Consider the following 22,044-nt stretch of genomic DNA (forward strand, 5'->3'; position numbering starts at 1 on the left):
GGCTCATGAAGTATAGTATTGAACATTCGGCTGCTTTAATCTGTCAGAAGCTATGGAGATTCTCACAAACTGTCCATCACTTTTGTTCTATGTATGTACATACTGTTGGCAGAGCCTCTGCTACTATACTCTCTATCTTGTCTATTATGCCATCCAGTTTAGCGTATATGTTTATTGTTGTCGGATATGCTAATAGTGTATAATACTCTCTCGCTATTTTGGCTCTCGACCCCTGCAACTCTCCTTTTTCATGATATGCCAAAGCCCTTATGTTTATTTTGAATGGCAGTTTTATCACTATTGTTGCTACTAATGGTATCGGTTTTGACAGCTCTACCCCTAGTCTTCTACTCAGATAACTGATAACCTCAACGACTTTCTCCACTTCGCTAGCTTTCGACGATACATCTACTTTGTTTTGGGTTATCTGCACCCCTAGTCCATGGATCTTTGTTGTTATATACTGCAACTTTCCAATGGATTTGATTTCTGCTCCAAGTGTTTGTGAAGCATATGCTATGTCTATTTGGTTTCTAAGGGGTTTTGACACCCATCTAACAAGGGTTTTCCCCCTACACCCTCTAATCTCCTGTATAAGTGCATAGACAGATGATGTTACTGAAGAACCTTCATAACCTTGAACAACAGACTCTATAGCCTTTATTATCTCTTGAGGCTCTCGACCAATTCTTCTAAAACATCTATATGTAGCCAATCCAGCTAGCCCCGCCAAATCATATGCTCTCGCCTCGTGGACATCTATCTCATCTGCAAGCCTCTTCCTAAGAATCCTCCCTATTATCTGAGCCCCGTCAGAGCCCCAAATACCACTTAAAACGCTTTCAATCTCAGAGTAGCTAGTGCCACACAAGCTTCTCTTCAGATATAGCTTGAGAAGCTCTACAAGACCAGGCACAATGCTATTTATAATCCTCTCAACAGCCTCTTCATCAGGACATGCATCAACATTCCACGACACACCATCTGAAAACTCTAGAGGACTCTCATCGACAACCTCACCAGTCTCAGAATCAACTAAAAAGCCCTCTCTAGTCCTAATTTTCCTGCCCATTGGATCACACTATCCTCTGCAATCAGAAAACAGAGTCTTATGCCGAATATAAGCACACTGGTTATTATTGCTCCCTGCGAAAGTTTTATCTAGCCCCCACTGCAATAGAATCCTTCTAAATAAGAGTGTTGACACAGGGTGGCAGCTTTGGACGCGGTTATCGTGGAGAGAAACGGTTTTGTAATAGCTATAAAATCTCTTGATGGCGGTGTTAGAGAGGAGGACATTCCGCTGGTGATCAAAGCGGTTGAGACATTTCTAAACCAGCCGCTGGGGCATGCCACAAGCAGCTTTCCTGGAAATGGGCACAACAACGGCAAAAAGCTGAATGGCAATGGAGATACAAGAAAAGGTGTTTTATATTCGCCATGGCTTTTGACATGGCTTGCTGAAGCAAATGGCTATAGAGACCATTTCCACGCAGTTCTAAGTGTTTTTGCAAATAGCAAAAAGCAGTAGTCTTGTTTGTTTTCCATATTAATGCAATAATATAGAAATTTGCAGAGGTTTTTATTTTGGCATAGACCACAAGCTGTCTAGATGCAGAGCCCTTTAATATGTAAATAATCTATGTAAAACATTTTGTTTCCACCGTGAAATGCTTGTTCAAAAATTTAGTTTAGTGTTGCACAATTTCAATTAGATTTGGGTTTTTATGAATCTTAGTGCTATTGCTATGGCTATTATAGCTAATACCACTATTGCAAGGGTTATTATGTTGAATTTTTCCGATGTAGTGGGTATGGCACTTTGTGTGACTGTGTATGGTGTTTGATATGTGTATACCTGTGTTTGTGTTGTGGTAACAGTTCTCTCTATTGTTACATAGCTATAGACTATGCATGTACCCAAACTCTGCTCAGCTCCCTTTGTTTGTGTAGCAGTTGTAGTGGGCTGAGCTAGTTGTTGTGCTGTCTCTATCTCTAGTATATTGTATATCGAAAGAAGCATTGAAAGCCTTGCCAAACTATATATCCTTGTCCCGATGTCTCCAGTTGAGCTAAGCTCTAAGAGTAGTGGCACATCAATAGGTATTATATCGTCTAGTTTTGTGAGCAGAATCTCGACGGTGCTGTTCAATGCTTCTATAGATGAGTTCATATTCTCCATAAACATTGATAGTAGTGTTAGATACGTGTATCCTATGGAGCTTATTCCAAGGGCTATTCTCTCAATAGATGTATTCACAGTCGACATTATGATATATCTAGCTTGAGCCTCTGAGAATATGCTTTGAGGTATCGATACAGATGACGAAAACGCTATGATGTAGCTGTATATATTTTGTGCAAGTGCGGATATGACTGTCGCTAAAGAGTCTAGGTCTACCGGCTTTATGTAAACATTTGTCGATATATTCAAGCCTGTTAGGTTCTGCCAGAACATGGCTGTGTAGAGTCTTGCTGAGGCAAGTGCGAGATACTGTGTAGAGGTGTCTACATACCCTGTTGAAAGGCTGTTGTTCAGATATATATATGCCTCGTATAGTCTATCAAGAGTGTTTAAAATTGTTGACAGTTGTGATAGATCTATTGTCTTTCTAGAGATAGACACAACATACGCTATATCTTTGTATATCTGGTTCCTGAGACTATCTGCAACACTTGGCACATAGCTGCTATTCAAAAAGGCATTTAGTAGGTAAAGCCTCCAATATGCATAGATGAGTGCTTGGAAATATGAAGAGGCTGCTGAGTATAGCTGTCCCTGGCTTTCCAAAGCCTTTCCACTAGCGATATACCCGTTTAGGTTACTGTCTATACTACTCAAAAGCTGGCGAACATAGTAGTTGCTAATCCTTGGCTCTAAAGCCTTGCTTTCATCAACTGTTCTATTGATCTCTTTCTTAATATCTGTAATCATATTCTCTAGTTGTGGTTTTAGAGCATCGTATATCTCGCTGATTTTATTTTCATAGCCTCCGACTGTATATGAGAACAGCCCATTTGTGAATATATGGAGAGCCTCATAGACATTTGCAACAGGTTTAACAACAACGCCTAGCCTAGCACCATAGGAGACGAGATCAACAGTCTGTGTGACAGTTCTATAGACAGTCATAGGACCTATTCTCTGGGCCACTACAGTGTATATAACATCTGTTGTCTGTCCATAGGGAACTAGAAACACCTTCGCACCTCTCGACGCAGCAGCGCCAAGCTTATAGTAAACTCCTCCAACAGGTCCAATACTACCATCAGGCATTATCATACCCGTCATAACAACACTCTCATTTAGTGGAAGCCTCAGTAACGCGGCTGCAAAGGCAACAGCTGTTACGCCGCTAGCGCTTGGCCCTCCGATTATGGGTGAGTCGGACTTTATAGAAGCGAAATAATCACAACTCCAGAAGCTCTTATTCGCAACGGCACTAGCAACAATTGCAGCAACTCTTGTGGATGCCTGCAAATCTATTTCTGACAGCGGATATGTCTCGACATACACATGTCCTTGGCCAGGGCAAACAACTCTCACGTAGAGATCCGCAGCAACACCTATATACGAATTGTTTGGAAGTTGCGAAACAGCCACTATAGTAACATGTCTAGACTCGTCGACTGTATACCCCTGTGAAAAAGCTGTATACAGCCATAGTACAACTGTTAATGTAAGCGCTATTGCCATTATGTTACATATTTTACTAAAAACCATTTTATTACCCCATGCATCTAGGACGTAACCAGGATATCTCAATGTTATACAATTAAAAAGTTTTTTGTGGAACAGCTCTTCCAATATGATGAAACATAATGGTTTGCAATAGAATTTGATCAAGCTGAAACATTTAGTACTTGATTTTTTTATAGATTCTCAAGAACATTAATAACCTTGTCTATTGTATCATCAATTCCTTTGAGCATCGCCTTTAGATATTGTGGAGGCAGAGACTGTGAAAACTCTTTTAACAGCTTTGCGCTCTGTACCAAATTTCTGAACGCCATTGATGCCTCGAGGGAGAGATTTTGTAGATGCTCGTCGATGTCGCTTCTCGCCAGCTTTACCTCCTCAGTCATAATGCTATCACCAATGATTCTTCTAAGAGTTTGTATAACTTTGTCGAGTTTAAGCATGGTCATTGAGAATGTGTCGTAGAGTTCTCTGAGCCTCCTATCAGCGATATTGTAAAATGATTCAACCATTTCTTTTCTCACACTCAAGAGGATCGCGTATGCTGCTAAAGCCTCTTCCCTACTCATCTCTGAGGCGCTTTTCCTTCTAATTCTCGTTAAAACATCTTTGAGAAACGCCATTTATGCTCACATATTTCGATGATTTCAGAAAAGGTTTTAAATATTTGGTAGATAAGTGTATACAGTAGTGGTGTGTTTATGGCTTTAAAGAGTAGAGACAGAGACAAGGTCATCAGATCTATTGCGAGGTGGCTTGCTGGGCTAGAACCTCTCTTTGGCTCTAACCACTACTTCGAGAGGTATTCAACAGCTAAGAAAGCTATTGAGAAGTTGTCGCCCTATAGGGGTCTTCTCATATGTCCATTCTGCAAAAAAAGATTTTTAAGGGCTTCTGCGTTTGTTACACACATTCTTAAAGCGCATGACAAGGAGCTTGAAGAGCTTATAGATACCGGGGCTTAACAAAAACATTGCTGCATAGTAACATCCGATTTGGAGAGATGTAGTCATGATTGTAAAGACAGTCTTTCCACACTCAAGAATAGACATTGAAGAGATTTATACTAGATATCCAATGGAGAGATTAGATAGTCAAATAATACTGGATTTTATCAATAATAGGGCAAGGACAATTCCAGTTGATGCTTCATCGGCTTTATCAAAACTTGTAAAAGGAGATTTGAAGGGCTTTGTCGAGGCTTTTATAGACACTACTGTATGTACAGAGATCATATCTCTTTGTAGAGATCGCGGACCAAGAATAAAATGTGGAATAAGCTTTGACGAGAATGGGATTGAAATATACTCTGAATGTTTTGACCCAGAACTCTTTTCGCATATCATATTAGGAGACATTTCAATGTTGTTGCATGTCATCAGTGGCTACAGAGACTTTGTTAGATTTAAAAGTATCATAATACCAAATAAGCTTCTAACACAAGATGTAATAGCAGCTATGGAAAATGGTGCATTGAAAAATAAGCTACGAGCAAATATGGCTGTACCTGAAGGGGGTGTTGCAAAAAAATTCTACGAAGAACTTACTAGCGGTGATCTGGAGTATTCAGAAGCGATATTGATGATTCCATGCCCTAGCGATTCACTGATAGATGTCCTCGCTAATCTCATGGAAAGCGCGGCGAAGAACCATAGAAGGATTTACATAACTACATTGCCCCCATCGCAGGAGAACTCATCTTTTTGCAAAACCCAGTACAAAGATCACCTATTGCTGTATATACAGCTAATTGAGGAGGCAAAAAGATATGGATTCTTTGTGTGCGATAGCGAGGTTGTTAGCCTCGGTGCTATAATTGATAGATCGTGGTATCTAATATCAAATGATTTTGCATACTATGAAGAAACATTTTTAGCTCCACTATCAGATTTGAAGTATGCTAACGACTATGCAGTATATATACTAAAGCATTGTTTATGTTCAAACAATCTATTGAGGGAGGATAGGAAGGTAATTAAGTAGATACTAGCACTTTACTCTTTTTAGAGAAACCCTAAGTCTAGTAACTATAGAAATGTGCCAAACAACTTCTCTAGAAACTTCTCCACTATCTCTACAAAACTCTATAAAAATCTTATTTTCATTAAAGCGAATATTGAATCTCTTAACTCCTCTAAACTCTAGGTAATCGCCTACATCATTTTCAGATATACTCTCCCTCTTACTTGGGTCTCCACATGGTCCTAAATAGCACATGTTACAGAATTGGTTATGGGAAGCAATGTTTACTGAACATGCTGATGGATATACTCTATAACCCATATCGCGTGCCATTGAAACAAGCTTTTTCTTTATATCGGATTCCTTTACTGTTACCTGGTCTCCTCTACCCCTAAACCATCTTGGAATCCTAGGCAAAATCTCATTTATGTTCACGCCCCTAGTCTCTAAACTCTTCAAGATCCTCTCTGTTACCCTCAGAGAGCCGAAGACAACATCTCTAACCCCAAAATCCAAAGCCTTTGCAAGCATCTTTTTACCTTCTCTATCCGTCACACTAGGTATTATTGGCCTCACAAACAATGCAACATTCAGACCATTTTTAATAGCTATCGAGGCTCCTTCAAGTCTTTTGACTGGATCTGGAGCTCTTGGCTCCAGCTCTTTACTCTTATTAAGCGTGGTTATGGATAGAAGTATGCTTATATCAGGCTCTACACTCTTGAGTTGTTTAGCCAAGTTCTCATCTATAAAACTCTTTGTTGATACTTGGCTAAGCGGCTTAAGCCACCTACCGACTTCTTCAATGTACTCTACTGCAAGATCTCTCGTCGTAGAGTGGAAAGGCTCTGTAACAGAGCCGTAGGCAAGGAGAGACTTTTCTGGTAGCACATAAGGGTTCAAGGCTATGGCATAAGCCATTTCAAGAGACTTTAGAGGATATGGCTTAACCCTTCCAGGAAACCCCATATCATATATGTAGCAATACGCACATGCATAGTCACAACCAACACCTGTGTGGATTGTCAATCCACATGGTCTGGGAGCTCTCTTGCTATGGCTATCCAAAGATGCTTTTCTAGCACTATTCTCGCCAATCAATTTTTCTAGCTCCTTTACAATCTGAAGCTTCTTTTCATACAATTCAGTTATTCTCCCCATAAAATACACCAAATATGCTAATAGCAAATCTCTTTAACAAGCCATATAACGCCATCAGATTCTTGAACAGGATTGGAGCATCCCCTGATAAAGCAGTATGCCGCTATAGCAGCCAGGAAAGCATCTTTAATATCTCTGTTCCCTCTATTGATTAGACTAGCATCAATCCCAAGCCTATTGGCCAGATCTTCCAACGAATTGCATCTGCTACTCTTGAGCACGCTCCTAGGGTGAGTCTCTATGACTGTTAGACCATATCCCAGCAATTTGCTGACAATCGATATTGCTCTTCTTGTCAACTCCCTCATTTGTTGCAAACCTGGTGGAAGAACTCTGTAGCCCATTGATATCATCTTTCTGTCAACTCTTCTAAGATGACCATCTCCAAAGCCAAATGGGGCATCTATGGCAATAACAACATTACCATATTTCACAACATTGTGTATAATTTCATCATCTGTGCCTAGACATCTAGCCTCAGCTACTTGAATATGACTTGTATCTGCTATTACTACAAAACCTGTGCACCTACTTGGCTTGGCAGCTAGATCCAGACCTATGTAGAAGCCCTTAACCTCTACTTGCATATACTATCCAGTTCCTCTAGCCTTGCCTTAGCTTTTCTAAGCCCGCTCTTAACATAGTTTCTTCTCATCTTTAGCTCCGCAATTTGTTTATTCAACTCCTCCAGCTCTTTCTGGAAAGCGTATAGCTTTTTGCTGATATTTATTGGTTTGTGGTGGGCATTGTTGAAGGGGGTTATTGAGGGTTCTCGTTCTTTAAGTTTTCTTAATCCCCTATACGCTATCATATACGCTGACGCCATGTGTTTGTCCAGTCCTTTCTCCTTCATTATCTGTCTATGTGTTGTACTACTACTTGTTCCAATAGGGTTCACTAGCACAACTGTGAATCCTAGTCTCAGAGTCTTGATAATACCATGTCTAATCAGTTCTCTTTTTGCGAATCTAGCAATCTTGCGATTAGCATAAGAACTCTCTACAAAACTTCTGTGCTTTATCTTGGCCAGATCCTCAAACACCACATAGTCAACACCTATTCCTCTACACCATTTTAGGGCGTTGCTCAGTGCATTCAGCCTTAGCCACCTAGCCTTGTTTCTTGGAAATCCAGGTGATGTTATTTCACTGTAGCAGAGGCTCTTCATAGCGACTATGTTGGCATTGGCATCTATAACAACAACGTTGATTCTATCGCTGTTCAGGTCAAATCCTGCTACCAGTCCATAGCCCCTGGGCTTCTCTGTGCCAAGGTGTTTGAGGTATAGCCATAGAGGTACCTCTAGGTGGATATACACCTTTCCATTTCTAAATGTTATTGATGCACCATAGCTCTCCCTCTTAGCGTTAGCTAATTGTATCAACTCTTCGATTAGTGGTAAGTGCTTCCTTCCAAATCTTGTGGCGCATTCTATCCATTCACCATTATAATACCTAACTAGTACTCTATTGGTAGAGACCAACCTTATATTCAGATTTCCTTTCCAAATAGTTCCACCTCTAGATGCAATCCACTTTCTTCTAATCCTTACCTTGCTCCCATTGCCTCCCTCCACCAAGAGCTTTGCATACTTATATGCTGTCTCGCCATAGATGCTACTTGGTAATAGCCTTGCCAGTTCTTTGTATGCATTGCCTTGCGGCACATTGTTTAGAACAAGATTTATACCGTGTTTAGCAGCTTGTCTAAAGCGGTAAGCTAGTAAGCAGAGCTTCATATAGTCCTCACTACTCTTCGGTATGAGCATGCCATTAATTGTTATGTACATGAACTGCTCCGTCACTTCCTCATCCACTATTATCCTAGGTATCTGGCTTGATGACAGCCACTATCACCTCTTGCCCATGCAGATGAAGTATCTTATCCTCAATACCCTTGGGTATGTATATACACAGCTTCCTCTCGCTACACTTACTAATCCTAGCATGGAAAACGTATTGCTCCACAGCAGTACACCACAAAAATAATTTACATAAAAGCTTATAAGTCTAGCAGTACCAATTAGTATATGAGATGTGGGGAGTGGACGAGCGATGACCAGTTGGGAGATAAGGATGAGACTCCCCAAACCCCTCTACCCTCGCTCAAGGGAGTTTAGCAGAGCGATGCAGGAGGCTAAGGCGATGAAGCTAGGCTCCCGCAGGTGGGGGTAGAGGAAACTGTGAGGGATGAAGACCCAACATAAGGGTCAGACCTCTGGAGAACCTCAATCTTTCTCTGAAGCACATCTCTGTCAAGGCAGATCTCTTCAACTAGTGTCACGGTCTTTTTACCCAACCAAAGATACACCTATAGCCCCTTTCTCTTCACATACTCTTTATACAACTTATCTACTAAATAACTGTTAACATACTTGCCATGTGGTCTTAAACCACCTGAGAAGCTCTTTGGTATGTGGAGAAGCTCATGGATAAACACTTTAACCTTCTCCTCGGGTGAAAGGAGATAAAAATTTTTCTCTATAATCTCTATGACGTACATGGGCTTCAATCCTAGTACAAATCTCCAAATGGATGGGAGCATATATATTCTTGCAATTGCTCTTGATCTGCACCCCCTACAAACAACAATTTTAACGCTATCAATATTTATATGAGAAAAATGGTCTTTTAAGTTATTTACAATATCTCTTAGGAGAGCTTCAAGGCTATGGTCGTAGTAGTGCTCAGTCCTGGTCAAGGCCGTTTTCCTAGAAAACGATTCTATTTTATATTGTAGATTTTTTCAGCATTTTCATATAGAAGTCCACTTGCAATTTCGATTGCTAGATCCTTGTCTATATAACCCTCGTCAACCATTTCCGATAATACATAGGCTATTTGCCTCTTGGCCAACATAGCTTTTCCATGTACCCAGTCAGCCACATATGCATCGCTGAAAAAGCCGCATGACTTGTTGTATGGGAGCATCTGTAGTCTTAGCCTAAGATACTCCCTTATTATCGATGGGTACATAGAGTACCACCAGTATCCACTTACAAAGACATTTCTATAGTTCTTAGCCATAACTGTTAATGGATGTAGTAATCTCATGTCAGCTCCAATAACATCGAATTTGACGTTGGGGTAAGAGGCAAAGATGTTTGCAAGGTTTAGCAGCTGATCATAATTAACATGGGTTATGGCGTAATCTGGTGGTGCAGCACCTGGAACAGGCCTCTCAACACCTATCATAAACTGGAAAGCTTTTTTATGTTCATCACACAAATCTAGGAATTTCATGAGTATATATGACGATAGAAGCGATTTGGCATGCGAATCTACATAACCTCTAACCTTTAGATCCTTTAGATAAAGCTGTATTTCTGATGGTTTAACGAATCTGTATAACTCTTCAGGAAGAGGGCTTAGAGCCACTGCCACGATATCGTTTTCAAATTTTTTGAATAGAGCTTCTATAGCCTTGTCCAGATCCTCAGCTGTTTGTATTTCAAGGCCCGTTACCTTCTCTAGGCTAAGCAAACTATCTTTGCTTAGATATGTTACCAGATTGTCTATTCTAAGTACACCGGTAAAAACATCTTTTCTGTAGCCACCAATCTCTGTAAATGGATTTAGAGTCAGAAACGTTTTTCTGACTTTGCAAACTTTTGTAAGCACCTCGAAAGCCCTGTTCTCATTGCCGGCCTTACTCTCTATAGCGTTAACCACATCTTTCCAGTTATTCTCGTCAATTATTTTTACATCCAAGTTGTACAAATCCTTTAGTATCTGCCTAAGAGACCAAAATGTTGCCGTATTTCTGATGTATCTAAAGTATTGAAGCGCATATGTAAGTCTATCAACACCCTTTCTCTTCTCAAATTCGCTTCTATCCATACCAGCAGAGGAAAGTTCGGTGACTATATAGTGGTAAAACAGTATGTCTTCGAAGCTAGAGTGGGAGAGCTTAGAGGGATTCAAATGCTCATGAATATCAACAATAGATATCTTCAAAATCTCATTGTAAATCTCATTGAATATCTCGCTAAAGCCCATTATCCACCACCAAAACAACTCCTGAAAACCGCATCTATAAAAGTTTATAGTCTCCGATAACAGTTCCTCGTATTATATTTTGAATGGTAAATTTTGTAAAAGGTTCATCAGATGCTTTGCAGAGAGCTTGATGTGAGGGGTATCATTGGTGGAGATGATTTATGCAAGGTCTTGTGCTATCCAAGTGGTGATAGAAGATGTTGTTACAATAGATTAGAAGAGCTTGATAAACTTGGTATAGCAAATGTTTATAACTTTGGAGATGTACAAATAGGAAAAAATGTGTGGATAGTTGGCAAAGGACATGCAGCCATCGTGGTATTAGCACAGCATAGATTCTACGGTCTTGTAGCTTTGAAGATTAGAAGGGTTGACTCCAAGAGGGATTCTCTTGAAGGAGAGGCTAAAATAATTGAGATAGCGTATAGGACAGGATATGCACCAAGGTTAATGGCCTACAGCAGAGACATTATTGTGAGACAATACATTGATGGACAGTCACTTGGAAAGGTTCTTAAAGAAGGATATATAGAAAATATTAGAACAGCTGTTACAAGCCTGGTAAAAGCGGCTTTAGAACTGGATAAAAATAATATCGATATCATAGAACTTGCAAACCCAGTAAACCAAGTCATTTACATATGTAACAACATGGAGAAGCCCATTTTCATAGACCTAGAAACAGCAAGGCTCTATCCAAATCCATCAAATATAACAAGAATATTATCGTTCATTCTTAGAAGCAGAATAGAGAATAAATCACTAATATCACTATTGAACATAGAAAACAAAGTTAATGATTTAACAGAGCTAGGAAAACAGTACAAAAAAGCTTCAAATACTAGAGAAAAGGAAAACATAGTCAACAAATTACTTCAACTATTATGCTAGCCAAGGGCAACAAAATGATTAATAGTCATTTATATCATGAAGATAATCTAATATGATCCATCAGATATACTAGTTCTCCTATTATGAAAACACCTTGGATATCAGTTACCAAACATCATTGAACGAAGAAATGCGATCATTCTATAGAATATCAATATAACTTGCTTGTTAATGCCCTGGGGCACACGTAAGGCTAAAGATAAGAAATGTGTACTCTCTAGTAGGTTTGACAAACGAAAGTGAGAATATCTAGAGACTTTCCAATACATGTCACTATATATAACATGCAAATATATTAAATCAAACTAGAAATAGTTGCTATAATACACAGCTATTCATTGTCGTGTTTTTAGGTGGTTTTTGTTTGGGTGTTGAGCTTTCTCTATGGGCTAAAATTCTGGTTAGAAAACTGTATTTGGTTTAATCAAAATATTCTTAGCTAAAATGTTTTGCCATCTCCTCATTACCAGGCATTCTAAGAATAGCATCTATAACATCATTAACTTGCTGAATACTCTTTGTTCTAACATCAACTATCAGCCAATTGAATAGAGAGTCCCTACCACCCTTAAGGAAGGCTTCCAAAGCCCACTCAGCCCTCATAAGCCTATGGAGTAGCACAAATCGGTACAGCTTAGATGGTAGAGGTTCTACAGGTTTCGGATGAATACCCTTACCATCAACTTTAACAGGTATCTCAACTGCTATGTTGTTTGGTAGCTCCGATAATACTCCATTATTTAATATATTCACATATAATGGTGCTTTTAGTTGTTTTGTTTTCGGAGCTGGTGATGGCAAGTCATAAGAGTCGATTGATTTATCATTATATAGAGCATCTATTAGAGGTACTAATAGCTCCCCACTTGGTTTTGGAGGCTCGCTCTGTACCAAAGGAATTGATGTGTTGAAGACTTTTGCAGCCAGTTCTCTAATATTTCTTCTAACATTTAAAACCCTTATAGCGTCTCCTATTTCTGAGTCTGGCCCTCCGAATGGTCCGTACCAATACTTCTTTGTTTGCAGATCCCAGTGGTATTTCCATGTACCGCCTCTAACGCTATCGCCAATTGGTAAAAAGCCATAGGTTTTGTACATGTCTATTGCAGCTGGAGCTAAATCCACATCCCATGGGTTACTTGTGTGCTCTCTCCATACACTCCAATACTTTTCAGCATCTTCCTTGATCCAATCATCTACATATCTATACGCATTCTCACCCATATACCTAAACCTAGTCAACCAAATAACATGGTTAAAGCCCTTCATTTCAAAATCTATTTCATCAAAGTTTATGAGACTCATCATAGCCGAATAGCATTCTGGATCGTGCATAGCGCAAAGAGCTGTTATATCCCTACCCAGCTTCTCCTTAGCAAGCCTCATGGCCAATATTTCTAGCGCAGCTCTAAACCCTAGGAATCCGTGGCAAATACCTGCAACCTTTACCTTTGTCTCCCTCCCAACAAGTGTTGTCAGCTCTAACACGGGGTTGGATATTATGAAGAACCATGCTTGTGGAGCAAGCTCTTCAATGTCTCTAGCAATCTCTAAATGAACTTTAAATTGATAGTAACCCCATATAGTGTGGTAATCACCAACATAATTCCACTCAACAGAATTTATACCATATTTATATCCATACTTCTCCGATATCTCCCTCATAGTTTCATAGTATGTATAGCCCATTGCAAGAACAGTTGATACAACAAAATCAGCATCTTTTATAGCCTCTCTTCTATCCTTAGTAACAAAAACCTTTGTAGGCAACTTCAATTCTTCAACATATCTCTTAGCAAATGTACCTATAATATTCAGTCTATAGTCATTTATATCCATTAGCCAAATCTCTGAGTTATGCAAATCTTTGTTGAGGAATATGTCTATAAGGATTCTACTAGTCCATCTAGCACTACCAGCACCTATAAATGCTATTTTAGGACCTTTCCCCATAAATTCACCATCATTATAACAAAAACCGAAAATTAAAAAGTTTTATGGTAGCAATTCTCCATACTTTTCTATATGACTTTGACTCTTTAATATAATTATGAAAATTATTGTATAATTCAAGAGTTTTCAGCCATATCTAACCATATTTAATTAAAGAAGCTGATCAGAAAAGCCCACCTATCATCAAGGTTCAGTTACGGCCACAATCATCATCTATCAATTCTATAGGGATTTCAACAACATTGTTATTGACTATCCAGGCTTTTGAGGCTCCTGTTGAACTATCTATTATTATCCACGGTATGTTCCACAGCCTCATGCTTTTCATGTCGAGATTGCTTGGATATGGTGGTGTAGGGTGGCTGTGGATAACAGCCACAATCTCTAACCCATTTTTCTCAGCGTATTTATATGCTGTATATATACATAGGGGATCTGCTTTAAATTCTATTCTAGTATTTTCAGCCACGTTCTTGCATTTAAAAAGTTCGCTGATTATAATATCACTTCCCTTCGTGCTTCCAATCCCTATGAGGACAATCTCCTCAGAGCTTCTAGTAGCCATCTCTATTAGCGCTTCAAAAACTTTTTTCGAGGTCTTTAACCTCATTTCAGCAGACCTAGGGAAGAAAGCATGTCTCTTATTTTCAGTCTCACCTCAGCACCAAGCGGTCTCCCGGCTACTCTATTGGTTAGCTTGCAAAATGAACACATGTCATCACTTGATGGAGCTCCACAGACTACGCATCTTTTCAATGTTTTTGCGACAGACAGTGTTTTATATACATGGATATTTCGTGCTACAGCCCTTGCAAAGGATATTTTGATCCCAGGGTGCAAGCTTTCTAGATTATTTAAGAATTCCTTAACTTGTTTATCAAGACTCTTCTTACTTGTGTAGGGACACTCTTCATCTACAAAAGGCAGGTTAGAAAGTTTTGCGTAGAGCGCTATTTCATGTTCTGAAACATCGTATAGAGGTCTTATCCTACCGACAAAGCCATCCACGCTCTCAGTTTTAGGGCCAAGTTTAGATATTTCGAAGAGGTTTTGAAGCATGAAATTTTTGAGAATGTATGGCAATAAGTCATCGAGGTGATGCCCAAGTGCTGCAGCATCAGCCTTAATCTCTTGAGCAACAACATTTATCAGATACCTTTTTATTAAACCACATATGCTACATGGTGGTCTCCTTGTTTTGTGTACAAGCTCGGGTAGGCTGTAGCCTATGAGGGTCTTGAGATCTAGAATAATGAGTGGGGTACCAAGTGATTTGCAGAAATGTTCTACGATCTCTCGTGAGATTTTTGAGTATGTTCCTATGCCCAAGTCCATGTGTAGCGCAATCACTTCGAAACCCATTTTCATAGATGTTTTGTGGAGCAGATAAAGCATGGTGATACTATCTTTGCCCCCAGACACCGCAACAAGCATCCTCTGACCTTGACCAGCAAGTCTATATCTATTGATTGACTCGAAAACCCTTTTCTCAATGAACTCAATAAAGTGTTTTTTGCATAGCCACAGCTTTGCATAGGCTATTCTTGTGGCAGCTGGTTCTCCGCATAAAGAGCATCTAATCTCTTTGCCAGACTTCATTTAAAAATATTGCTCTGTTTAGCATAGTTAAAGGCTTTTTGGAGAGTCTACAAACCAGCTATTCAATACCTTGTCTATGTACTCCTTAGCCCTTAAGCTAAATAGCCTAGCCATGTTTAATGTCTCTTCAAGGTCTATGGATGGACAAGACGATTCGCAGACCTGGTGCAAAAAGGTGTTTCTTAGGCATCGAAGAGATCTGACAACTCTTCTAATAGATTTGTATTCGTCCTCCGAAAGGAAACCCCCTTTTCTCAGTATTGCCAAAGCCTTGTTTATCCTCTTTTTAGAAGAGAGTCTACATAGGCTAGCCTTTAGCTTTCTCTCACCAGAAGCCACAATGATGTTTGCAGAAACCTTTTCAAAGTATGTGTAGAGCAATATAATTTTTATAGGGTCGGCTAACCGTGGATTCAAAGCCTCTTCTAGAAGATTCTCAATATCGTCACTTGGTCTATACACATACTCCACAAGAGTCACCAATTTTTATCACGCTACAAGAATTAAAATAGCTCAAGATAATATAAAGTGGAGGTGCCATAAACAATTGGTTTGGTTTGAATAGAAATAACCAGGTTATTTTGTGTGGCCCCTCCTAAGCTTTGCATATATAGACTCTGTTACGTGTTCCACAACAGGTTTTGGATCCGGCATTAAGATGCCAGCCCTCTTGTGGGTAGAGGTAGAGTACATGTGCAGAACTCTCTTTACAACATCCTCGCTAACTCCTGTGGCCTCGGGTATCACATTTACTGGCATCCCAAGATCGAAAAACGCGAATAGAACTAGATCAATATCTTCATACCTTAGGCTAAGCTCCTCTTCAGCTAGATGGCCGGGCCAAAGCCTTGGCGAGCTGGGTTTTTCAATAATTTTTCTTGGAACACCTAGAAACCCTCCGAATTTTCTTACCTGGGTCTTCAGCAACACCGTTAGGGGTGCTATATCTGTTGCACCGTCGCCATATTTTGTGAAGTAGCCAATTAGATACTCGCTCCTATCACTAGTGCCAAGAACCAAATAGTCAAGTTTATTTGCGTAGTAGTATAGAACACACATTCTGATTCTGGCTCTCAGATTCCCAACAGCAAGTGTGTCGCTGTTTGAGGCTATTGGAATGCTTCTAATATATGATTCGACTATATCAGATATTTCAACAATGTTGTATCTCCCGCCAAATCTGTTGACAAGCTCGATGGCGTCATCCACATCCTCTTTTGGTGTTGTATTCTTGTCGGGCATTATAATGGCTAGGACATTCTCTCTACCCACACTTCTAACAGCCAATGCATAGGCTGTAGCAGAATCAACACCACCGCTAACTCCGATAACAAAACCTTTTTTGCCGGAGGCTGCCAGGCTGCTCTTCAAGAATTTTGATAGGTAGTCCTCCACAAAGCTATAGTCTATCTGTGTTATGTCATCTATTGTGATTCTCATACAGCATCGCCGAAATGTGTTCAGTCAAGATTTATCTCGATAACAATTTTTCTCCTATTATTCTCAACCCCTTTGAGAGACGATATAAACCCTTCTATGGTAGACCTCAAAGCGTTTTTAACAAATGGGTTTAGCGGCACATTCCTATCATTTACAAGTAGTTTAACGTCTAGTTTAACGGGGCACCAACTCGTTTTCCCCATTGCAAAAGCCTTTGCAAATGTTCTACAAGACTCGAAGCCACAATACCCGCAGTTTAGCTTTGGTGTCTGAGACTCTATATAGCTAATAGCCTTGTCCTCAACTAGGTTAGCCAGCTCATCTACATCGCTTTTTGTGAAGACCTTAAACTCGTGTTTTCCTCTCAAGGCGTCTGCAAGCTCCTCGCTAGCAACAACGGCAATGAGGTTTTTAAGGCTCTTTATAGACTCTATCTCCTCAGCCTTGTTGACAATGGCTACAGAGTCTCCCACGCTTGAATCTCTAAACCCTTCAACAACAACTATTGGTGTGGTGAGGTAACTAACAACGTGGCTTAGATCGTCAACCCACTTGCTATAGAATACAGCGCCCTTGCTAGGCGCTGAAACAACAACTACATCGGCACCAGCACTAGAGTATATATAACTGTCTTTGTCAGCAACATCGATTTCGCCATGGGAATGTTTAATTATGCCAACTATGTAGCCCCTCGACTTGAGCTTTGCAACTATTTGCGAAGCTAAGCTTGTTTTGCCACTTTTTCTCGCAAAAGAAACGAATCTAATTACATAGGGATTCAAAATCCTTCCCATTACTTTATGCGGTTACAACCTTATATATCTAATCGTTGTAAGTAATGCTGTGGTGTAGTATGATATGCTAGAAGAAATAGTTTATTTCATAGCAGCTTTGGGCTCAGCGCCAATAATATCGCTAGTAGCTATAAACACCAAGAATAGGAGGTATTGGCAAGCTGCTGTTCCGGGAACTGGGGCACTAGCATCTTTAGCTGTGTTTGTCTTGGTATTTGCAGCGCCGTGGATTATACAAGGAGGTGAGAGCTACACGCTATACAATGCACACAATGTAATGGGATTGGCAGGCGATGTTTTTGCAAAGTCGCTATTGCTAACCTCTATATTCGCAGCCTTTGGGGGCGTTCTATGGCTGGCTGACATAGTCAATGGCAGGGAAGTCTTTTTAGCATCATCATCGATAGGATTTGGTATAGCGCTAGGGTTTATATCATCAGCAACAGCCATAGCGATACTTGGGGATGTTGGCATAGAAGCGATAGGGTGGGGTGCATGGATCTCTATAGCTCTATGCTCATTAAACATTGTTCTAGGTTTAATAAGGAGAAGAACCAAGGAGCCAAAGCAGCTAAGCAACAACAGCTTAGCGACTATCTACCCAAGTAGTACAGAGAATGAGATGGCTAGGAAAATTATTGAAGAGGCTAGAAAAGCCCTCTCTAAATAGCCCCAGTAAGAATTTTAACAGAATAGAGTTGTTAAACTTAAATTTCTACGAATACTTACATAATTTTGTGGTTGTATTGATAAAAACGGTTTTTTATATAACAATAGCTATAATTGCATTAATTATTGTTACTATAATAGCATATAAGTATCTTATCATCCCAGAATCCACCTCAATTGGTATAAGCATAGAGAATGTGGTTAAATCTGCAAGAAAATCTATATTGGTTGTCAGTGCATCTTTTAGTAATGGCTCGGTAATACCCCAGAAATACACATGCGATGGGGAGAATGTATCGCCACAATTAACAATATCCAATACACCCCAAGAAGCCAAAAGCATTGTTTTAATTGTCTATGACCCTGATGCTCCTAGTGGGGTTTTCTATCACTGGATTGTTTACGGATTAAACGGGGCAAAGATAGATATTAGTGAGGGAGGGTCTAAGAGCGTTAGTCTAAGACAGGGTTTGAATAGCTTTGGATATGTGGGCTATGGGGGGATGTGCCCCCCTAGAGGAGATAAGCCGCATAGATACATATTCTTGGCTATGGCCCTCGACATAGATTCTGACTGGGGTAGTGGTCTAAGGCCAGAGGATGTGCTGAGTAGAGTGAATGGACATGTGATTGCATATGGGTATATAGTAGGGTTTTACTCGAGGTGATGTTATTGACGGTTTTTGTAGCGGGTAGAATAAACTACGATACAATAATATCTGTTGGAGGTGTGTTTGAAAGGGGTAGGAAATTTGTTGGTAGGGTAATTGCTGAGGGTGTGGGTGGAACAGGCGCAAATATAGCAATATCCATGGCCAGAGCAGGTACAAGGGATGTTAAACTCTTTGGTGCTGTTGGACACGATCTAAAGGATTTGATTATGAGTTTTCTCAGTTCAGAAGGTGTTGGCACAGAACATATAGTTGTGCTCGGCAAGGCCACGGGTAAGGCGTATGTTATAATAGACGACTATGGAGAGTCTACAATAGTGTCTATTCCAGGTGCAAACAACGAGCTGGATATTTCCCACATTCCGCAAGAGATTGAAAAAGCATTGGCTGTAGTGGTGGCTAACATACCGAGGCATGTCGCTGTAGAGGTGCTTGCAAGATTTCGTGGGAACATGGTTTTCATGGATCCTGGAAACATTTGGAACCCGCTGGAGATAGTCAACAACGTAGAGTATGAATGTTTTATAATGCCAAATGAAAACGAGTATTTGCACTTCATTAGAACTAGAAAGGGCGGTGGTGCTGAAGACCCAAAATCGAATTGTCTGATAATTGTTAAGAGAGGTGAGAAGGGGGCAGTGCTATACGACTACAAGAGGGGTAGAGTCATAGAGGTTAATGCGCTTCCACTAAAAAAGCTTGGCCTAAGACCCTATTCCACATCTGGATGCGGAGACGTCTTCACAGGGGTATTTGCAACGGTATACCTAGAGAAAAGAAGAGTTAGCGAAGCGCTGGTATATGCATCTATTGCAGCTGGGTTAAAAGCAACACGCATATTGTCATATGATTCGCCGAAAAGAGAAGAACTAGAGAAGTTTGTTGAGAGATACTCAAGTCTGCTCAACATAAACGAGTCTAGAATATAACCAAGGTTTTTAGATCTGCGTATTTTTGTCTTATAGTTATTTGGAATCTAATTAATTACTTTTTCAAAGCTTTTATAACAGCATCAATATAGAATGGAATAATGATGAATATTGATATGAGCTCTGATATGGCAGCTCCAGGAGGCATTTTGTAAAATAGGTGTAGCACCCATGAAGTCACGCCAGCTGCAAGTAGAGCTAATGACAAAATCTTCTTTATTTTGTTTGCTGTGGTTAGAGAGTATATCACTAGTGATGCTACTAGAGATAGGAAGAATGCTGCGGAGACCCAGAAGTGTAGTCTACCATACCTGTTGTACATCTCATCAAATACTGCTACGAGAATTAGGGTGTAGCCAGCTACAGACATGGAGATAGCCAATGCTTTACTAGTCCTGATAATTATTGTGACCGCTGTTACAATGATTAGTGTCCCTCCCAGGCTGAGACCAAAGTTGAATATTGGAGAGGCTCTGCTATTGATTGCATGACCCAAGTCGCTAAGAGCATTGCCTGTTATGCTGAACCATGGGGAAAGTGCTATGGAAATGGCTATGCATATCAATGGTATTGCTATGCTGGTTAGGGGGATTAAAAGCATTTTATTTTTCATGACAAATCTCCATGTCTGCTTCCGCGAATGAGCTGGGCAATTACATCTAGGAGTATTATGAATAGTAGCAGATTCCTTATGAAAGCGATCCACTGGACTGGCGAGTCTATAGTCCAAGGCGAGAAAGATGTTGATACACTAACATACTTCGATATCTGGGCTCTGAGAGTTGAGTCCTCAAAAAACAGTAGTATTATCAATGCATTGGCGGAGTCTGCTATGGCATATATTGTAAGCATTCTTTGGGGTAGAATAGCTATTGCCAATGGTGTTAGCAATAGCATCATCTGAGGCGAGAACACATAGTTTAGAACAGTGCCCACAGCAAGAGATGAGAAAGTCACACTAAGTAACTTCCAATTATAATCGAGACTAACCATCATAATAATTAACATGAACAATGTTGTCATTATGTAGAACAGTATTCTGTGGAATGGACTATAGATGTTCTGGACAAATAGAAGATATATACAGTTTTCGCAATACCACGAATAATGATGGTTTATGAAGTCTACAAAACCTTTGCTAAACAATGTTGCTACAATTGCATAGGGAATGCCTCCTGTTGTCCCTAAACCAAGCAGATACATAGTCACATCATCGTATCTATGGTTATTAGAATTTTTTGCAAATGTTTTTTGCAAAAGATCATAGCCAATTGAAAGCCCTGCTAATATCGGTATGATTTTTGTTGAAACAGCTAAGCCTAGTAGAGATCCACTGACGAAATAACGTCTGTTGAGGAAATAGTAAAGGGACATCATGACAAGTGTAACTGTTATGATGTCCCAGTTGTATGTAGAGTAGATAACCGTTGATGGAAGTAGAAATAGTAGGGCAATTCTTCTATAATCAAAGTTTATAATCTTAGCCATTCTAAGCATATACAAAACCAGAATAAGGGCGAAAGCAACAGTGAGAGAAACTTGTATGGCAAAGTGCATCGGAATAACATATTCAGAGACTATGGATCTATACTCCAGAGGATTTCTAGGAACCTTAACAAAGTTGTATGTGTACAGAAATGAGGTGCATGTAGAGAAATACCATAGAAGCGCTATCATAGGTGGATACTCAAACTTGTAGTCCTTATATGGAGCAGGACATGTAAATATATTGACATCGCCGTTAACAAGCCTTGTTAAAGCATCTCTATTATACCAGTAATCAGAAATCTTAGAGTCAATAAGCCCAGCAGAGGAAACCACGTCAAGAAACCTTGGAATAAAAACGCCATATACAATATCAGTATACAGAAAACCTGGATCGCCAAAGATCGCCTCCTTATTTGGGGGATAAGGCATATGGATATATATCGACAGAGAGAATGATGCTACAAAAGCAACTATAATTATAAGAATTGCCATATTCCCTCTAAGTCGCTCTATAAGCATAAATTCAACACCATTGAAAACTATTACACATCTATCGAACCTCTCCAACAACTCTATTACATAGACGCACTTTTTAAAGCTTTAAAATGATTTTGTCTGTCTATAAGATCGATAAACAATAAAAGATGGCACCAATGTTTAACGTAGGATAAAAAAGATTAAACGAAAGTATGCATTGAGCAACATCTAAAAGATTTCGAAAGGGTATTGGTGTGTTAAATTGGATTAGATTAGAATAGATAAATACCAAGCATTAACTGTGAATAATAT

25 protein-coding genes are annotated in these 22,044 nt (G+C 39.8%); 7 read left to right on the forward strand and 18 right to left on the reverse strand.

The window, feature by feature from the left end; all coding sequences use genetic code 11:
* Window positions 1–76: 76 nt before the first annotated feature.
* The gene (locus QW284_03355) at window positions 77–1,072 is read right to left on the reverse strand and encodes a hypothetical protein (protein MEM0338703.1); all 996 of its coding nucleotides are present in this window, start codon (window positions 1,070–1,072) and stop codon (window positions 77–79) included.
* 147 nt (window positions 1,073–1,219) lie between these two features.
* On the opposite strand from QW284_03355, the gene QW284_03360 reads away from it, so the two are divergent.
* On the forward strand, window positions 1,220–1,531 hold the full coding sequence (locus QW284_03360) for a hypothetical protein (protein ID MEM0338704.1): 312 nt from the start codon (window positions 1,220–1,222) through the stop codon (window positions 1,529–1,531).
* 180 nt (window positions 1,532–1,711) lie between these two features.
* Here QW284_03360 and QW284_03365 read toward each other — a convergent pair whose 3' ends face one another.
* Together QW284_03365 and QW284_03370 are read right to left on the reverse strand one after the other, a co-directional pair.
* On the reverse strand, window positions 1,712–3,724 hold the full coding sequence (locus QW284_03365) for a S16 family serine protease (GenBank protein MEM0338705.1): 2,013 nt from the start codon (window positions 3,722–3,724) through the stop codon (window positions 1,712–1,714).
* Window positions 3,725–3,873: 149 nt separating this feature from the next.
* On the reverse strand, window positions 3,874–4,323 hold the full coding sequence (locus QW284_03370; protein MEM0338706.1) for a hypothetical protein: 450 nt from the start codon (window positions 4,321–4,323) through the stop codon (window positions 3,874–3,876).
* A gap of 78 nt (window positions 4,324–4,401) precedes the next feature.
* On the opposite strand from QW284_03370, the gene QW284_03375 reads away from it, so the two are divergent.
* Both QW284_03375 and QW284_03380 read left to right on the forward strand, forming a co-directional pair.
* Window positions 4,402–4,665 (forward strand): hypothetical protein, encoded by a 264-nt coding sequence (locus QW284_03375; GenBank protein MEM0338707.1) that lies wholly within the window; start codon window positions 4,402–4,404, stop codon window positions 4,663–4,665.
* A gap of 46 nt (window positions 4,666–4,711) precedes the next feature.
* Window positions 4,712–5,683, forward strand: a complete 972-nt coding sequence (locus QW284_03380) for a hypothetical protein (GenBank protein MEM0338708.1) — start codon at window positions 4,712–4,714, stop codon at window positions 5,681–5,683.
* A gap of 3 nt (window positions 5,684–5,686) precedes the next feature.
* On the opposite strand, the gene QW284_03385 is transcribed toward QW284_03380, so the two are convergent.
* The 7 genes from QW284_03385 to QW284_03415 form a co-directional block, all read right to left on the reverse strand.
* Entirely contained in the window at window positions 5,687–6,823 is a 1,137-nt protein-coding gene (locus QW284_03385; GenBank protein ID MEM0338709.1) for a radical SAM protein, read from the reverse strand.
* Window positions 6,824–6,840: 17 nt separating this feature from the next.
* Window positions 6,841–7,410 (reverse strand): DUF429 domain-containing protein, encoded by a 570-nt coding sequence (locus QW284_03390; protein MEM0338710.1) that lies wholly within the window; start codon window positions 7,408–7,410, stop codon window positions 6,841–6,843.
* Entirely contained in the window at window positions 7,401–8,612 is a 1,212-nt protein-coding gene (locus QW284_03395) for a hypothetical protein (GenBank protein MEM0338711.1), read from the reverse strand. The genes QW284_03390 and QW284_03395 overlap by 10 nt, the downstream gene beginning before the upstream one ends.
* A gap of 34 nt (window positions 8,613–8,646) precedes the next feature.
* Complete coding sequence (locus QW284_03400) at window positions 8,647–8,790, reverse strand: hypothetical protein (protein MEM0338712.1); 144 nt, start codon at window positions 8,788–8,790, stop codon at window positions 8,647–8,649.
* A 169-nt stretch (window positions 8,791–8,959) separates the two neighbouring features.
* On the reverse strand, window positions 8,960–9,121 hold the full coding sequence (locus tag QW284_03405) for a hypothetical protein (protein MEM0338713.1): 162 nt from the start codon (window positions 9,119–9,121) through the stop codon (window positions 8,960–8,962).
* Between the two features lie 12 nt (window positions 9,122–9,133).
* Window positions 9,134–9,523 (reverse strand): putative metallopeptidase, encoded by a 390-nt coding sequence (locus tag QW284_03410; GenBank protein ID MEM0338714.1) that lies wholly within the window; start codon window positions 9,521–9,523, stop codon window positions 9,134–9,136.
* A 23-nt stretch (window positions 9,524–9,546) separates the two neighbouring features.
* The gene (locus QW284_03415; protein ID MEM0338715.1) at window positions 9,547–10,821 is read right to left on the reverse strand and encodes a hypothetical protein; all 1,275 of its coding nucleotides are present in this window, start codon (window positions 10,819–10,821) and stop codon (window positions 9,547–9,549) included.
* Window positions 10,822–10,932: 111 nt separating this feature from the next.
* Here QW284_03415 and QW284_03420 point away from each other — a divergent pair, with 111 nt between their 5' ends.
* The gene (locus QW284_03420) at window positions 10,933–11,712 is read left to right on the forward strand and encodes a hypothetical protein (protein MEM0338716.1); all 780 of its coding nucleotides are present in this window, start codon (window positions 10,933–10,935) and stop codon (window positions 11,710–11,712) included.
* 435 nt (window positions 11,713–12,147) lie between these two features.
* Here the strand turns inward: QW284_03420 and QW284_03425 are convergent, their stop codons facing one another.
* The 6 genes from QW284_03425 to mobB all read right to left on the reverse strand — a co-directional run bounded on the left by QW284_03425 (window position 12,148) and on the right by mobB (window position 17,486).
* The gene (locus QW284_03425; protein MEM0338717.1) at window positions 12,148–13,665 is read right to left on the reverse strand and encodes an alpha-glucosidase/alpha-galactosidase; all 1,518 of its coding nucleotides are present in this window, start codon (window positions 13,663–13,665) and stop codon (window positions 12,148–12,150) included.
* 190 nt (window positions 13,666–13,855) lie between these two features.
* Window positions 13,856–14,275, reverse strand: coding sequence for a M67 family metallopeptidase (locus tag QW284_03430; protein ID MEM0338718.1), 420 nt, complete (start codon window positions 14,273–14,275; stop codon window positions 13,856–13,858).
* Window positions 14,272–15,264, reverse strand: coding sequence for a TIGR00269 family protein (locus QW284_03435; protein ID MEM0338719.1), 993 nt, complete (start codon window positions 15,262–15,264; stop codon window positions 14,272–14,274). Before QW284_03435 ends, QW284_03430 begins: the two co-directional genes overlap by 4 nt.
* A 27-nt stretch (window positions 15,265–15,291) precedes the next feature.
* Window positions 15,292–15,735 carry a hypothetical protein gene (locus tag QW284_03440; GenBank protein ID MEM0338720.1) on the reverse strand — a complete coding sequence of 148 codons (444 nt, stop codon included), beginning with the start codon at window positions 15,733–15,735 and terminating at the stop codon, window positions 15,292–15,294.
* A gap of 105 nt (window positions 15,736–15,840) precedes the next feature.
* The gene (locus QW284_03445; protein MEM0338721.1) at window positions 15,841–16,704 is read right to left on the reverse strand and encodes an NAD+ synthase; all 864 of its coding nucleotides are present in this window, start codon (window positions 16,702–16,704) and stop codon (window positions 15,841–15,843) included.
* Window positions 16,705–16,724: 20 nt separating this feature from the next.
* Window positions 16,725–17,486, reverse strand: coding sequence for a molybdopterin-guanine dinucleotide biosynthesis protein B (mobB, locus tag QW284_03450; GenBank protein ID MEM0338722.1), 762 nt, complete (start codon window positions 17,484–17,486; stop codon window positions 16,725–16,727).
* A gap of 76 nt (window positions 17,487–17,562) precedes the next feature.
* Here mobB and QW284_03455 point away from each other — a divergent pair, with 76 nt between their 5' ends.
* From QW284_03455 to QW284_03465, 3 genes are all read left to right on the forward strand, one after another.
* Window positions 17,563–18,168: a hypothetical protein gene (locus tag QW284_03455; protein ID MEM0338723.1), complete on the forward strand. Its 606-nt coding sequence runs from the start codon at window positions 17,563–17,565 to the stop codon at window positions 18,166–18,168.
* A 76-nt stretch (window positions 18,169–18,244) separates the two neighbouring features.
* Window positions 18,245–18,835, forward strand: a complete 591-nt coding sequence (locus QW284_03460) for a YbhB/YbcL family Raf kinase inhibitor-like protein (protein ID MEM0338724.1) — start codon at window positions 18,245–18,247, stop codon at window positions 18,833–18,835.
* Window positions 18,836–18,840: 5 nt separating this feature from the next.
* Window positions 18,841–19,767 (forward strand): PfkB family carbohydrate kinase, encoded by a 927-nt coding sequence (locus QW284_03465; GenBank protein MEM0338725.1) that lies wholly within the window; start codon window positions 18,841–18,843, stop codon window positions 19,765–19,767.
* A gap of 55 nt (window positions 19,768–19,822) precedes the next feature.
* On the opposite strand, the gene QW284_03470 is transcribed toward QW284_03465, so the two are convergent.
* Both QW284_03470 and QW284_03475 read right to left on the reverse strand, forming a co-directional pair.
* Complete coding sequence (locus QW284_03470) at window positions 19,823–20,380, reverse strand: DUF998 domain-containing protein (protein ID MEM0338726.1); 558 nt, start codon at window positions 20,378–20,380, stop codon at window positions 19,823–19,825.
* Window positions 20,377–21,774, reverse strand: coding sequence for a glycosyltransferase family 87 protein (locus tag QW284_03475; protein MEM0338727.1), 1,398 nt, complete (start codon window positions 21,772–21,774; stop codon window positions 20,377–20,379). Before QW284_03475 ends, QW284_03470 begins: the two co-directional genes overlap by 4 nt.
* Window positions 21,775–22,044 lie beyond the last annotated feature (270 nt).

Origin of the sequence: Ignisphaera sp. (assembly GCA_038735125.1) — an archaeon.
Lineage (GTDB): Archaea > Thermoproteota > Thermoprotei_A > Sulfolobales > Ignisphaeraceae > Ignisphaera.